General features: G+C 70.2%; 8 protein-coding genes. 7 read left to right on the plus strand and 1 reads right to left on the minus strand.

All coding sequences use genetic code 11. The annotated features are described in order from the left end of the window. The first annotated feature begins 49 nt into the window (after positions 1 to 49). From ACFWY9_RS30765 to ACFWY9_RS30775, 3 genes are read left to right on the plus strand one after another with little or no spacing between them, the layout of a single operon-like run. A complete protein-coding gene (locus tag ACFWY9_RS30765) occupies positions 50 to 1,336 on the plus strand; it encodes an aspartate kinase (protein ID WP_378340517.1) in 1,287 nt (428 codons plus the stop codon). Then, positions 1,333 to 5,403 carry a Pls/PosA family non-ribosomal peptide synthetase gene (locus ACFWY9_RS30770; RefSeq protein WP_378340518.1) on the plus strand — a complete coding sequence of 1,357 codons (4,071 nt, stop codon included), beginning with the start codon at positions 1,333 to 1,335 and terminating at the stop codon, positions 5,401 to 5,403. The genes ACFWY9_RS30765 and ACFWY9_RS30770 overlap by 4 nt, the downstream gene beginning before the upstream one ends. Next, on the plus strand, positions 5,400 to 6,770 hold the full coding sequence (locus ACFWY9_RS30775) for a diaminobutyrate--2-oxoglutarate transaminase family protein (RefSeq protein ID WP_378323900.1): 1,371 nt from the start codon (positions 5,400 to 5,402) through the stop codon (positions 6,768 to 6,770). The genes ACFWY9_RS30770 and ACFWY9_RS30775 overlap by 4 nt, the downstream gene beginning before the upstream one ends. An 82-nt stretch (positions 6,771 to 6,852) precedes the next feature. Here the strand turns inward: ACFWY9_RS30775 and ACFWY9_RS30780 are convergent, their stop codons facing one another. Further along, a complete protein-coding gene (locus ACFWY9_RS30780; RefSeq protein ID WP_378323901.1) occupies positions 6,853 to 7,884 on the minus strand; it encodes an alpha/beta hydrolase in 1,032 nt (343 codons plus the stop codon). Between the two features lie 397 nt (positions 7,885 to 8,281). Between ACFWY9_RS30780 and ACFWY9_RS30785 the strand changes: the two genes are divergently transcribed. From ACFWY9_RS30785 to ACFWY9_RS30800, 4 genes are all read left to right on the plus strand, one after another. Then, the gene (locus tag ACFWY9_RS30785; RefSeq protein WP_378323902.1) at positions 8,282 to 9,127 is read left to right on the plus strand and encodes a response regulator transcription factor; all 846 of its coding nucleotides are present in this window, start codon (positions 8,282 to 8,284) and stop codon (positions 9,125 to 9,127) included. A 112-nt stretch (positions 9,128 to 9,239) separates the two neighbouring features. After that, the gene (locus ACFWY9_RS30790; protein WP_378323903.1) at positions 9,240 to 9,875 is read left to right on the plus strand and encodes a TetR/AcrR family transcriptional regulator; all 636 of its coding nucleotides are present in this window, start codon (positions 9,240 to 9,242) and stop codon (positions 9,873 to 9,875) included. 162 nt (positions 9,876 to 10,037) lie between these two features. Next, positions 10,038 to 11,912, plus strand: coding sequence for a CocE/NonD family hydrolase (locus tag ACFWY9_RS30795; protein WP_378323904.1), 1,875 nt, complete (start codon positions 10,038 to 10,040; stop codon positions 11,910 to 11,912). A gap of 28 nt (positions 11,913 to 11,940) precedes the next feature. Beyond that, entirely contained in the window at positions 11,941 to 13,500 is a 1,560-nt protein-coding gene (locus tag ACFWY9_RS30800) for an ABC transporter substrate-binding protein (RefSeq protein WP_378323905.1), read from the plus strand. The last annotated feature ends 7 nt before the right edge of the window (positions 13,501 to 13,507 follow it).

Raw genomic sequence — 13,507 nt, forward strand, 5'->3', positions numbered from 1 at the left:
CCCTTTGGGGCGGAAGTTGTTTCGTTCATTACAGAAAAAGGTGCGAGGGATGAAGAATTACTTTGACGTACCGGAACGCCGGCCGTGGGAAGACGCGCCGCCGACCGGGTTCGACGGGCCTGACGAGGGGATCGTCGTTCGCAAGTACGGCGGCTCGTCGCTGGCGACGCCCGAACTCGTGCACGGGGTCGCGCAGGAAGTGGCCGGACTGGTCCGGACCGGCAAGCACGTCGTGGTCGTCGTCTCCGCGATGGGGAACACCACCGACGAGCTGGTGGCGCTCGCCGGGCAGTTCGCCGACCAGCCCGATCCGCGGGAACTCGACCAGATGATGGCGACCGGGGAACAGCTTTCGGCGGCGGCGCTGGCGCTCGCGCTCACCCGCCGCGGGGTGAAAGCCGTGTCGCTGTCCGGGGATCAGGCCGGCATCGTCGTCGGCGGCGAACCGGGGTCGGGCACGATCGTGCGGATCGACCCGACCAGGATCGTCGAGCGGATGCGGGACGAGCAGGTCGTCGTGGTCGCCGGATTCCAGGGCCGCGACGCCACCGGCGAACTGCTCACGCTGGGCCGGGGCGGCTCGGACACCACCGCTGTCGCACTGGCGGCGGCGCTGGGCAGCCCCACCTGCGACATCTGCACCGACGTGCAAGGCGTGCGGACCGCGGACCCGCGGATCGTGCCGGAAACCCAGCCGGTACCGACGATCGCCTACGAGGTCATGACGGAACTGGCCCACCACGGCGCCCGCGTCCTGCATCCGCGGTCGGTGGAACTGGCCGAGCGGCATGGGGTTTCGGTACGGGTACTGCATTCCTCGCGGCCGGGACCCGGCACCATGGTCGAAGCGGCGGAACCGCTCGAAGGCGGTCCCGAGGTGATCGGCGTCGCGCACGCGCGCGACGTCCGGCAGGTCCGGCTCATGGGCCCCCGGTTGCTGGCGGGCGGGACCGCCCGCGTGCTGGCCAGGCTGGCCGCCAGCGGCTTGAGACCGGACACGCTCACCTGGCCCGATCCGGACGTTCTCTGGTTCACCGTGCGCGGTTCCGCGCCGCTGGCGGGGCCCGTCCGCGAACTCGCCGAAGAACTGGGGGCGCACTGGGAAATCGACGAGGACCTCGGCGCGGTGTCCGTGGTGGGCACCGGTCTCCTCGACGACCCCGGTCATCTTTCCGCGCTGCTGCGCGTCGTGGGGGAACTCGGCGTCACCGTGCCGACCATGGCCACCTCGCCGTCCCGGCTCACCGCCGTCCTCCCCGCCGACCGGCTCGACACCGCGGTCCGGGCGCTGCACGAGGCGTTCGGCCTGAACGTGCCCGCCGAGGCCCGGCGGTGAGCCCGCGCGAAGCACCCGTCGGCCTGCTCGCCGACGAGGGCCGGGTGCTGACCTGCGGCGGTTTCGACCAGGAAATCCGCTGGCACAGCGGAGAACGACTGGAGCAGTTGTTCGAGCAACGGTGCGATCTGCTGCCCGCCGGCACTCTCGCCGTGGACGCGGGCGATGTCCGGCTCACCTTCGCCGAACTCGACGAGCGGGCCAACCGGCTCGGCCGTCACCTGCTCGCCCAAGGAGTACTCGCGGGCGACCGGATCGGGCTGTTGTTCGACCAGCCGGTGCAGACCTACGTCGCGATGCTGGCGGTACTCAAGATCAACGCCGGCTACGTCCCGCTCGACACGGCCTTCCCGGACGATCGCCTTGCCTACATCGCGCGGGACGCCGGCGTGCGGATGGTGCTGACGCTGTCGGCACTGCGCGACCGGTTCGAACGCGGGAGCGTCGACCTGGTCTGTGTCGACGAGGACGAGCCGCAGCTCGCCGCCCGGCCGGGCGGACGCCTGAGCAGGGCGGAAAAGGGCGAGCCCGCGGACGAACTCTGTTACATCATCTACACCTCGGGGTCGACGGGCCGGCCCAAGGGCGTGCCGATCGACCACGGGAGCATCTGCAACTTCGTCCGCGTGGCGTCGGAGGTCTACGGCATCGAGTCCGGCGACCGGATGTACCAGGGCATGACGATCGCCTTCGACTTCTCGGTCGAGGAGATCTGGGTACCCCTGCTGTCCGGCGCGACGCTGGTGCCGAAGCCCAGCGGCGCCAGTCTCATCGGCTACGACCTGTACGAGTTCCTGCGGGACAACGACATCACCGCGATGTGCTGTGTTCCGACGCTGCTGGCCACGCTCGACGAGGATCTGCCGGCACTGCGCTTCCTGCTGGTCTCCGGGGAGGCGTGCCCGGAGGATCTCATCGCCCGCTGGCACCGGCCCGGCCGCCGCTTCCTCAACGTGTACGGCCCGACCGAGGCGACCGTCACCGCGACCTGGGCGGTGGTCCGGCCCGATCAGCCGGTGACGATCGGCGTGCCGCTGCCCACCTATTCCGTTGTCATCCTCGACCCCGACGAACCGCGCGCGCTGGCCGCCGGTGAGCTGGGCGAGATCGGGATCGCGGGAATCGGGCTGGCCACCGGCTATCTCAACCGGCCCGATCTGACCGAGCGGGCGTTCGTCCCGGACTTCCTCGGGATCGAACGGAACCCGTCGGGCCGGATCTACCGCACCGGCGATCTGGGCCGGATCACCGCCGACGGCGAGATCGAGTACCACGGCCGGACCGACACCCAGGTGAAGATCCGGGGCTACCGCATCGAACTCACCGAGATCGAGTCGGTGCTCCTGCGGGTGCCCGGCATCGCGCAGGCGGTGGTGGACACCTACGAGCCGGAACCGGGCACGGTGGAGCTGGTCGCGTACTACAGCCTCCGCCGCGACGCGTCCACTGTGGACACCGAGGAGATCCGGCGGCTGCTGCGGGAGCGGTTGCCCGCGTACATGGTGCCCGCGTACTTCGAACAGCTCGACCTCATCCCGATGACGCCGAGCGACAAGGCCGACCGCAAGAACCTCCCGGCCCCCACCGGACGGCGGACCGTCGCGGCGCCGGACGACCACGTGGCACCCGCCACGGAGACCGAACGGCAGCTGGCCCAGGCGTTCGCGGAGGTCCTGCGGCTGGACGAGGTCTCGGTCACCGGTCACTTCTTCGACGACTACAGCGCGAACTCGCTGCTGCTGGCGAGGTTCTGCACCCGGGTGCGGGACATCGACGGCCTCGCGCCACCGTCGATGAAGGACGTGTACCTGCATCCCACGGTCCGGAGTCTCGCCGACACCCTGTCCGCCGCCCCGCCGGTCACCCCGGCCGTCCAGGCGACGGCCACCGCCGAGCCGTACCGGGCGGGCACCGTCCGCTATGTCCTCTGTGGACTCTTCCAGCTCCTGGTTTTCCTCGCGTACGCCGCGGCGGCGGGAGTCGTCCTGGAACGGGGGTTCGACTGGATCACCGCCGCGCCGGGCCTCGTGGAGACCTATCTGCGCATCGTCGGGTTCGGACTGGCCGGGTTCGCGTTCATGGTCATTGTGCCGATCCTGGCGAAATGGCTGCTCGTCGGCCGCTGGAAACCCGGTGAGATCACCGTATGGGGTCCGGGGTACCTGCGCTTCTGGACGGTCAGGACGCTGACCCGGTTCAACCCGCTCGTGATGTTCGCCGGCTCGCCACTGTACTCGTTCTACCTGCGGGCACTCGGCGCGAAGATCGGCAAGGGCGCGGTGATCCTTTCGCACAATCCCCCGGTGTGCACCGATCTGCTGACGGTCGGCGCGGGGGCGGTGATCCGGAAGGACACCTTCTTCACCGGCTACCGCGTCGAGGGCGGCCGGATCAGGACGGGCCGGGTGAGCATCGGCGACGACGCGTTCGTCGGGGAGCACTCCATCCTCGACATCGACACCGTGATCGGCGACGACGCCCAGCTCGGTCACGCGTCCTCGCTGCACTCCGGCCACGCCGTCCCCGACGGCGAGTCGTGGCACGGCTCCCCGGCCCAGCCCTCCACAGTGGACTACCGGGCGCTGGCCACCGGGCGGACCGGCGCGTTCCGGCGCTTCCTGTTCTGCGCCGGCCAGTTGCTGACGGTGCTGCTGTTCACGATTCCGCTGCTGCTGGCCGGTACCGACCTGGTGGTCCAGGTCGTCTACCCCGCCGGCCGGCCGGACTTCGGCAGCTGGGCGTTCTGGAGCAGGCAGCTCGCCGGTTCCGCCGCGCTGTACTTCGGCGGGCTGCTCGCCAGTCTCGTGCTGGTACTCACCGTGCCCCGGCTGCTCACCCTGTTCCTGAAACCGGACCGGGTCTATCCGCTCTACGGGCTGCGCTACTCGTTCCAGCGGACGATCGCCCGGCTGACGAACGTGCGGACACTCACCTACCTGTTCGGGGACAGCAGCTACATCGTGCACTACCTGCGCGCACTGGGCTACGGTCTGTCCAAAGTGGAGCAGACCGGGTCGAACTTCGGCGTCGAGGTCAAGCACGAGACACCATTCCTGTCCACAGTGGGCGCCGGGACCATGGTCTCGGACGGGCTTTCCTTCATGAACGCGGACTTCTCCGGTTCCTCGTTCCGCCTGCGCCGGACGGCAGTCGCGCCGAAGGCGTTCCTTGGCAACAACATCGTCTACCCACCGGACTCGCGGGTGGGCGAGAACTGCCTGCTGGCGACCAAGGTGCTGGTACCACTGGACGGGCCGGTGCGGGAGAACACCGGCCTGCTCGGCTCCCCCGCCTTCGAGATCCCGCGGTCGGTGCGCCGAGACGGCGACTTCGACCACCTCAAGACCGGGGACACACTGCGCCGCGGCCTGGCGGCGAAACTCCGGCACAACACCGTCACGCTGCTGTGCTACCTGCTGGTCCAGTGGCTGAACTTCCTCGGTGTCGTGCTGATCGGTGTGGTGACCGGCAGCCTCCACAGCCGGTTCGGCGCACTCGCGACCGGTGCGGAGATCGTGCTGACGCTCTTCTTCTCGGTATCGTTCCTGGTGCTGGCCGAACGCGCGATCTCCGGCTTCCGGTCGCTGCGGCCCCGGTTCTGCTCGATCTACGACCGGCGGTTCTGGCGGCACGAGCGGTTCTGGAAGCTCAGCGCGGGCCGCTACCTCGCGCTGTTCAACGGCACCCCGTTCAAGAACACGCTCTGGCGCCTGCTCGGTGTCCGGATCGGCAGGCGGGTGTTCGACGACGGCTGCGCCATCCCGGAGAAGTCCCTGCTCACCATCGGCGACGACTGCTCGCTCAACGCGGGCAGCGTCATCCAGTGCCACTCCCTGGAGGACGGCACGTTCAAGTCCGACCACATCGTGCTCGGCGCGGGCTGCACCGTCGGCACCGGCGCCTTCGTCCACTATGGAGTGTCCATGGGCGACGGCACGGTGATCGACGCCGACGCCTTCCTGATGAAGGGCTCCGAACCGCCGCCCGGATCCCGCTGGCGGGGCAATCCGGCCACCGAACTGGCCACCGAAACCGAGACCACCGCACTCGTGAGGAGTCCGCGATGACCCAGGTACACACCAGACCCCCCGAACTCGTCCCGCACGTCGCGGGCGACCTGCCCGGCCCCCGTTCCGCGGAGTACCTCGAGCACCAGCGGCGCTGGGAGTCCAACGCCAGGGCGTACCCGAGGAACCTGCCCATCGCGATCGCGGAGGGCACCGGGAGCCACGTACGCGACATGGACGGGAACGTGTTCCTCGACTTCCTGTCCGGGGCCGGGGTGCTTTCGCTCGGCCACAACCACCCGGAGCTCGTCCGCGCGGCCGCTGCGCAGCTCGGCGTGTTCACGCACGGCCTGGACTTCCCGACCCCGGCCAAGCGCGAGTTCATCGACGCTCAGCTGTCCATGCTGCCCGCCGGGATGCGCGAGCGGATGAAACTGCACTTCTGCGGGCCGACCGGGGCGAACGCGGTGGACGCGGCGCTCAAGCTGTGCAAGACCGCGACCGGGCGCGGCGACATCGTTTCGTTCCAGGGCGGGTTCCACGGTTCGAGCCATGCCGCGATGGCACTGACCGGGCTGGTCTCGCAGAAGCGGCCGATCGCGAACGGGATGCCGGGTGTGCACTTCTTCCCGTACTCCTACTGCGCCCGGTGCCCGCTGGGGCTCTCGCCCAACACCTGCGAGACCAACTGCGTCGCCTACCTCGAACGCGCGCTGCAGGACGTCAACGGCGGACTGCCACTGCCCGCCGCGGTGGTGCTGGAGATGGTGCAGGGCGAGGGCGGGATCGTCCCGGCCCGCCGCGAGTTCGTCCGCCGGATCCGCGCGCTGACCAGGAAACTGGACATCCCGCTCGTGGTCGACGAGGTGCAGACCGGCTGCGGCCGGACGGGGCGGTGGTTCGCGTTCGAGCACTTCGACATCGAGCCCGACGTCATCGTGGCGTCGAAGGCGTTGAGCGGCATGGGCCTGCCGGTGGCGGTGATCTTCTACGACGAGCGGCTCGACACCTGGGCGCCGGGGGCGCACTCCGGCACCTTCCGCGGCAACCAGGCCGCGTTCGCCGCGGGCGCCGCAGCCGTCCGCATCGTGCGGCGCGACGACGTCCTCGGCAACGTCCGGCGGCGCGGCGCGCAACTGGCCGACCGGCTCACGATGCTGCGCAACAACCCGTGGGTCCGCGAAGTACGCGGGCTCGGGCTGATGTGGGGCGTCGAGCTGGCGGATCCGGCCGACGGCTCGCCCGCGAGCACGTACGCCCGCGCCGTCCAGGCGCACGCGCTGCGGAACGGGCTGATCATCGAGCTCGGCGGACGCGACGACGGTGTCGTCCGGCTCATGCCGCCGCTCACCGTGACCGCCGAGGACATCGATCGCGCCAGCCTCATCCTGGCCGGCGCGATCGAGCACTGCCGCCCGGGCGACTGACCCGGGCCGCCTGAGGTTCGTGAAGGCCTCCTTCCCGTCCCTGACTGCGGTGAAGGAGGCCTTCACGGACCGTGCGCTCCGCTCAGCCGTCGGCGGCGCCGATGGCGGCGGCCAGCAACGGGAAGGAGTGGTGCAGGTCGCGCTGCCACCACGGCCAGTTGTGGGTGCCCGGTCCGTACAGTTCGGTGGTGATCGAGCCGCCCAGCGCGCGGACGCGGTCGGCGAAGGCGGCGCTTTCCTCATAGCACAACGGTTCGATGAGCACGTCCGGCGGCGCTCCTGGCGGGTCGAGCGCGCCCGGTTGACCGTTCCCGCAGGCGACGTAGAGCGGGATGCCGACGAGCCGGTCCGCCAGCATGTAGGGGTTGTGCGCGGCCCAGACGTCCGCGTTCAGGATCGGGTCGCCCCACAGCGCGAAGGGGTCGTAGCCGTCCTTCACCAGCACACCCTGGATCAGGCTCGAACCGCGGGCGTTCTGGTAGGTGGTGTGCAGCAGCCCGCTGTACGCCGCGGCCGCGCGGAACATGCCGGGGTGACGGCCGGCGTACGACATCGCGCCGAAGCCGCCCATCGACAGGCCCGCGATGGCGCGCACGGTGCCCGCGCCGTAGGAGCGTTCGAGGATTTCCCGGAGTTCGGTCAGGTGGAACGTCTCCCAGCGGGGCGGGCCGCCCGCGCCGTGGTTCAGCCAGTCGCTGTAGAAACCATCGCGTCCAGCGCTCGGCATCACCACCAGCATCTCGCTGTGCCCGGTCAGCTCCTCCACGTCGGTCGAGCGCGTCCACGACGTGTAGTCGTCACCGGAGCCGTGCAGGAGGTACAGCACGGGCCAGGTCTTTTTCGGCGCGGGGGTCCAGCTCGCGGGCAGCAGCAGGCGGACCGGTACCGTCGCGGCCAGCGCGGGCGAGGAGATGGTCAGGTCGAGGAGCCGCTCGCCGACGTAACGTTCGGACACGACGCGCGCACCGGTGTCGGCGCGGGCAACCGCGGCGCCGAGGCCCAGGGCCGTCATGCCCGCGGCGGCGCCGAGGACGAAGCCCCGCCGGGAGATCGTCGACGGACCACCCCCGCTGCGGTCGGGGGCGAATTTCCGGGGTGCGAAGGGCCTGGGCATCGTTGCCTCCTTGGCGCGCGGTGATCGACACGAACCGTTTCCACGCAAGGGAAACCAGCCTTCACCCGAGTGCGCGAACAGCGCCGCGCCGTCGCGGCCGCCACGCGGGCGAAGGGGACTGTGGATCATTCACCCCTCACCGACAGCGAGGGGGAGAACGCTTTCCGGGAGCCGGAGTCTTACTGTCCACTGAGGACAGCACGGGAACGCACTCGCGCGTTGTCGCGTTCACGGACATCGTGGCGCTGGTGCAGTGAGCTCGTCATTGAGGCTCCCGGGTGTGCGGGATACGCGAACGACTTCGGTGGATCGGCGTATCGTTAGGCAATGTCCCATCGCGGCGGAGTACCGAACCACCCCCGGCTGAGGGGATGCCGTAACGAGTCGAGGAGCAGGCGTGGGAACGCACGGACAGCCCGACGACCGGCCGCAGATCCAGCGCACACTGGCCGGACTGCGGGAGGCGACCGGTCTCCCGCTGGCGTTCGGCGGTGAGATCGGCGCCGGTCAGGTACGGCTCACGCAGTTCGCGGGCGTCACCACCGGGGCACTCAAGGGCGTCACGCTCGACCGCGGGCGCGGGCTCGGCGGCAAGGTCCTCGTCCTGCGCCGCCCGGTGGTGGTCAACGACTACGTGCGGGCGAACGGGATCAGCCACCACTACGACCACGTCATCACCGCGGAGGGCCTGCGCGCCATGATCGCCGCGCCCGTGGTGGTCTCCCGCGAGGTCCGCGCGGTCCTCTACGGCGCGCTCCGCAGCGACGAGGCGCTCGGCGACCGGGTCGTCCAGTCCGTTCTCGAGGCGGCACGGGAGCTGGAACAGCGGCTGGCCGTCCAGGACGAGGTCGTCCACCGGCTGGCCTGGTTCGACCGGTACGGCGCGACGGGGCAGGCCAACCCGCGCTGGGAGCTGGTCCGGCAGGCCTACGCCGAACTGCGGATCCTCGCCCAGGACGTCGGGGACACCGCGCTGCGCCGCCGGGTCGCGGCCATCTGCGCGAAACTGTCCACAATGGGCGGTCCGGCCGGTGCGCGGCCGAGCGGGCCGCGGCTTTCGGCACGCGAGCTGGACGTGCTCGCCTGCGTCTCGCTGGGCTGGACGAACGCACAGGCGGCGGCCGATCTCGGAATCACCGTCGAGACGGTGAAAAGCTATCTGCGCAGCGCGATGCGCAAACTGCTCGCCCATTCCCGGATGGAGGCCGTGGTCACCGCACGGCGCCTTGGTCTTCTCCCATGAGGGTACCGAACGCGGTACAGTAGTACCATGCTGATTCTGGACGGCGTTCTGGCCGGCGGGGTACCGATCTCGGTCCACCGGCCCGGCGGACAGTGTGCGAGGCTACGAAACCATGACCGTGAAGCCACCGTGGATGACGCCACCCGGCGTGCACACCGCCAGGACCCGTCGCATGTCCGCGGCGCGGCGTGAGGAACTGCTCCGGCAGCTGGCCGACCTCGTGCTCGCCGAGGGTTTCGCCCGGCTGACCGTGGACGATCTGGCCAGCAGGCTGCAGTGTTCCAAGTCGACGCTCTACGCCGTCGCGGCCAGCAAGGAACAGCTTGTCGTGCTCGCGGTCCGTCATTTCTTCACCGAATCGGCCACGCGCGTGAGCGAAAAAGTCGCCCCGATCACCGATCCGTCGCAGCGAATCGCCGCCTATCTGGCCGGGCTCGGCGCGGAAATGCGGCGCATGTCGCCCGAATGCTACGCGGACATGGTGACCACCCAGGCGACCGCGGAGATCTACGCACGCAACTCGCTCGCCGCCGCGCAACACGTCCGCGAGTCCATTCAGGACGGTGTCGCATCCGGGGAGTTCCGCGCGGTCAACGCGGATTTCGTCGGCGCCGCGGTGAGCCTGCTCATCGACAGCATCCAGCACGGCGAACTGCTCGACCGCACCGGGCTCGCGATGGGCGACGCCTACACGGAACTGGGCAATCTCGTACTGGCCGCGCTCACCAACCACACCGGCACGCCCTGACCGGGCAATAAATCACCGGCACCGCACAACTCGGACACGAGGCTTGCGGCGTCCGCGCATGTGTGTTTAACGTACTCCAGTGGGTACTCAAGTATTCGATTTAGTACCCGCACCCAGTACCCGCCGGGCAGCAGGCCCGCGGGGTGGAGGGCGGAGGCAACGATGCCGGTGCGCACGGAGAGCAGACCTGCCCAGGGGTACGACGTCACGGTGCGGCGCGACGTCCGGATCCCGACCGGCGTGAGCGGCGTGACGCTTTCGGGCGATCTTTTCCTTCCCGAGGGCAAGAGCCCGGTTCCCTTACTGCTCACGGTCCTGCCGTACCGCCGCGACATCACCGCGCTGAACGGTTCCCCCGCCGAGCGGTGGTTCGCCGCGCGCGGCTACGCCTCGATGCTGCTCGACCTGCGCGGTACCGGTTCCTCGGACGGCACCCAGCGGCCCCCGTTCGACCCCGGCGAAGCCGAAGACGCCCTCGCCGCCATCGAATGGGCGGTCGAACAACCCTGGTGCGACGGAAACGTCGGGATGTGGGGCGGTTCCTACGGCGCACTGACGGCGATGCGGGCCGCCAGCCACCGGCCGCCCGGCCTCCGCGCGATCATCGCGGTCGAGGGCCCCACCGACCCCGGCCGTGACTTCGTCCATCCCGGAGGCTCGCGCGGTGCCTTCTCCCCCTTGGGAACCTGGGCGCTGGGCACGTTGTTCAACCAGCTCCTGCCCCCGCTCGACGACTACGCCGATCCGGCCGAGCAGACACGCTGGCGCCGCCGGTTCACCGCTGCGCCGTACCTGCTCGACCTCTGGCGCAACGGACCGGGTTCGCCCGCCTGGCCCGTGCGCGAAGTGGACCTCGCGGCGATCGAGGTACCCGCGCTGTGCGTCGCGGGCTGGCGCGATCTGTTCGTCGACGGCACCATCCGCGCGTTCGAGCGGATGAGCGGCCCCAAGCGGCTCGTCGCCGGACCGTGGATGCACGTGATGCCACAGGAATGTCCGTTCACGCCCATCGACTTCCTCGCCCTCGCCCAGTCCTGGTGGGACCGCTGGCTGCTCGGCGAGGACACCGGGCCCGAACCGCCGCCGGTCAGCGTCTACGTCCAGGGCGCCCGGCCACGCTGGCTCGGCTTTCCCAGCTGGCCACCGCCCGGCACCACCCGCGTCGAGGATCTCGCGACCTGGCAACGCGGTGAGCCCGCGGAAACCGACGCGGCGGTCGGCCTGCTTTCCGGCCTGTGGTCGACGCCTGCCGGGATGTTCGGCCTGCCGCTGGACCAGCACGACGACGACGCGCGCAGCCTGTGCCACACCTCGGCACCACTGGCCGAAGCGTTGCTCGTCAGCGGAAAACCGCGCGTCGTGGTGTCGGCCGGGTGGCCGCGGGTGTCGGTGAAGCTGACCGACGTCGACCCGGCCGGACGCTCCACCCTCATCTGCGCGGGACTGGAGTCCGGAAAGGACGGTGCGGACCGGATCGAGGTCGAGCTGACCCCGACCACCTACGAGATCCCGGCAGGACACCGGCTCCGGGTGGCCGTCGCCCCCGGCGACTTCCCCCGCGTCTGGCCGGAAACCCCGCCGGGCACCGGATTCCCGTCGGTGCGCACGCTTTCGCTCCCCGTGGTCCCCGCGGGCAGCGGCGCGACGATCGACTATCCACTGCCGGACGCCGGCGCGGCCGCGGCGGCGCCGATGTCCGAACAGGACCCTTCGGAGCAGGCCGCGTGGGAGATCACCACCGATCTGCTCAACGACCGGGTCTCCCTGCGGCTGGCCAGTTCCAACGCCGTCCGCCCGGAGGACGTCGCCGATCGCGACCACGCGCTGGCCATCGCCCAGACCCTGGTGGCCACCGCCGACCGCGCCGACCCGGCGGCGTCGACCGTCACCGGCAGCATCACCGCGACCATCGACACCGAAACCGGCGCGCACCTGACCGTCGACGTGGGGGTGAGCGCGACGTCCTCATCGGTCGACGCCACCGGCCGCGTCACCCTCGACGGGGAAACCCTCCTCGACCGGCACTGGCGCGGCTGAGCCCCGCCCCGAACGAAAGGGCATCGCGATGCGCACAGCGCCGGAAGCCTTTCCCTCCCCCATGATCAGCCGCCGCCGGTTCACCGGTCTCGCACTCGGCGGGCTGGCGCTCGCGGCGAGCGCGGCCTGCGGTGGCGGCCCCGATCCGCAGGGTGCCTCCCGCATCCTGCGGATCGGGCAGTACTGGCCGCCGACCAGCCTCGACCCCGCCAAGGCGGGCGGCGAGTCCACTTTGTACTTCAACCCCGCCTATGAACCGCTCATCTACCGGGCACCGGACGGTTCGTACCAGCCGCGGCTGGCGACGGCATGGCGCTATCTCGGCAGTGGCAACCAGAGTTTCGAGATGACGCTGCGGGAAGGCGTGACCTTCAGCGACGGCGCGCCGCTCACCGCCGAAGCGGTGGCGGGCAGCATCGGGCACTTCCGCAAGGGCGCCGGGCAGGCCGCGGCGTTCCTGGCCGCGGTCGACAAGGTGGAAGCCACCGGGCCGCTCACCGTGCGGCTCGGGCTTTCCCAGCCGCATCCCCAGTTGCCCGCCCTGTTCACCCAGGACTTCTTCGTGGGCAACGTGCTCAGCCCCGCGGCGGTCGCCAAGCCCGAGGAGCTGGCGACCCAGACGTTCGGCGCCGGGCCGTACGTGCTGGTGCCGGGGGAAACCGTCGCGAACGACCACTACACCTACGCGCCGAATCCCCGGTACTGGAACGCGCGGGAGCGCAACTACGACCGGATCACCATCAAGGTGCTGCCCAACGAGAACACCGGGCTCGCGGCGCTCAAGACCGGGCAGGTCGACGTCATCGGCGGCAGCTACGCCATCGCCGACGGCGCGAAGGCGGCCGGGCTGAAGATCACGACGAGCCCGAACATCGTGATGGGCCTGCAGCTCAACGACCGCGCAGGCACGCTCAGCCCGCCGCTCGCCGACGTCCGGGTGCGCCAGGCGCTGAACTTCGCCGTGGACCGCGAGAAGATCACCAGGGCGCTGCTCGGCGAGTACGGCATCCCGACCGAACAACCCGCCGCGCCAGGCGAAGACGGCTTCAACGACAAGAACTTCTACAGCTACGACCCGGCACGCGCACGTCAGCTCCTGGCCGAGGCGGGACTGGCCAACGGTTTCTCGCTGCCGGTGATCGTCGGATCGACCCCGGCCTTCTTCGGCGACATCGTGCAGGCCATCGCGGCCAATCTGCGTCAGGTCGGGGTGAACCTCCAGATCACCTCGAAGGAGCCGTCCGCCGCGAACGCCGAGATCACCAAGTACCCGGCGTCGCACATGGGCTGGGGCGCGCTGCCGGTGTATTTCATGGGGCGTGGCCTGTGGCTCAAGGACGCGATCGGGATGAATCCCTTCCACAGCAGCGATCCGATGCTCGAAGACCTGGACCGGCAGGCGGCCGCGGCCGACGGCGAGGTACGGGCCGACCTCGACCGGCGGATCGTCCGGCGGGTCGTGGAACTGGGCTGGTTCCTGCCGGTGTGCCTGAGCCCGTTGTTCCTGTACTACCGGAATTCGGTCGGGATCGACGCGGTGCGCGGGAAGCTGTTCCCGAGCGTCACCGCCTGGCATCCCGCGACCTGAGGGGGCG

Source organism: Amycolatopsis sp. NPDC059027 (assembly GCF_042739735.1).
Classification (GTDB): Bacteria; Actinomycetota; Actinomycetes; order Mycobacteriales; family Pseudonocardiaceae; genus Amycolatopsis.

Coding starts and splice junctions, on each gene's coding strand:
- ACFWY9_RS30765 (WP_378340517.1), top strand. CDS start 50: ATGAAGAATTACTTTGACGTACCGGAACGCCGGCCGTGGGAAGACGCG.
- ACFWY9_RS30775 (WP_378323900.1), top strand. CDS start 5,400: ATGACCCAGGTACACACCAGACCCCCCGAACTCGTCCCGCACGTCGCG.
- ACFWY9_RS30780 (WP_378323901.1), bottom strand. CDS start 7,884: ATGCCCAGGCCCTTCGCACCCCGGAAATTCGCCCCCGACCGCAGCGGG.
- ACFWY9_RS30790 (WP_378323903.1), top strand. CDS start 9,240: ATGACCGTGAAGCCACCGTGGATGACGCCACCCGGCGTGCACACCGCC.
- ACFWY9_RS30795 (WP_378323904.1), top strand. CDS start 10,038: ATGCCGGTGCGCACGGAGAGCAGACCTGCCCAGGGGTACGACGTCACG.
- ACFWY9_RS30800 (WP_378323905.1), top strand. CDS start 11,941: ATGCGCACAGCGCCGGAAGCCTTTCCCTCCCCCATGATCAGCCGCCGC.